At 44.3% G+C, this 345-nt stretch carries 1 pseudogene; it reads left to right on the forward strand.

What is annotated here, in order from left to right:
* Nucleotides 1-345: pseudogene (locus AB4585_RS22310) on the forward strand (glyceraldehyde-3-phosphate dehydrogenase); the annotation flags it as partial.

Raw genomic sequence — 345 nt, forward strand, 5'->3', positions numbered from 1 at the left:
CAATAGTGGTGGTCCTCTGCAAGATGTAGGTGTTGAGCTTGAAACGGAAGGTTATGGCGGCATGCAAAAACTTCAGTTTAGGGTGGCAGACACTAAATTGTTTTTGGGTATACAGCAGTTCTACGCGGATAGTGAGGTAAGGCTCAAGAATAATTCTGGGATTGGTTCGGACAGTTATACCCTTGCCGAGACACGCTCTTCAGGTTTGGGGTTTAACCTTGAATATGACGCAAAAAATAGCTTCTTTTATCCAACCGAGGGCTGGGATTTTATTGCTGAATACCTCTGGTATAGAGAAGGTATCGGCAGTGATAACGACTATGAGACCTTTTTGGCCTCAAGTAC

Origin of the sequence: Vibrio sp. 10N.222.49.C9, assembly GCF_041474985.1 — a bacterium.
GTDB lineage: Bacteria > Pseudomonadota > Gammaproteobacteria > Enterobacterales > Vibrionaceae > Vibrio > Vibrio crassostreae_C.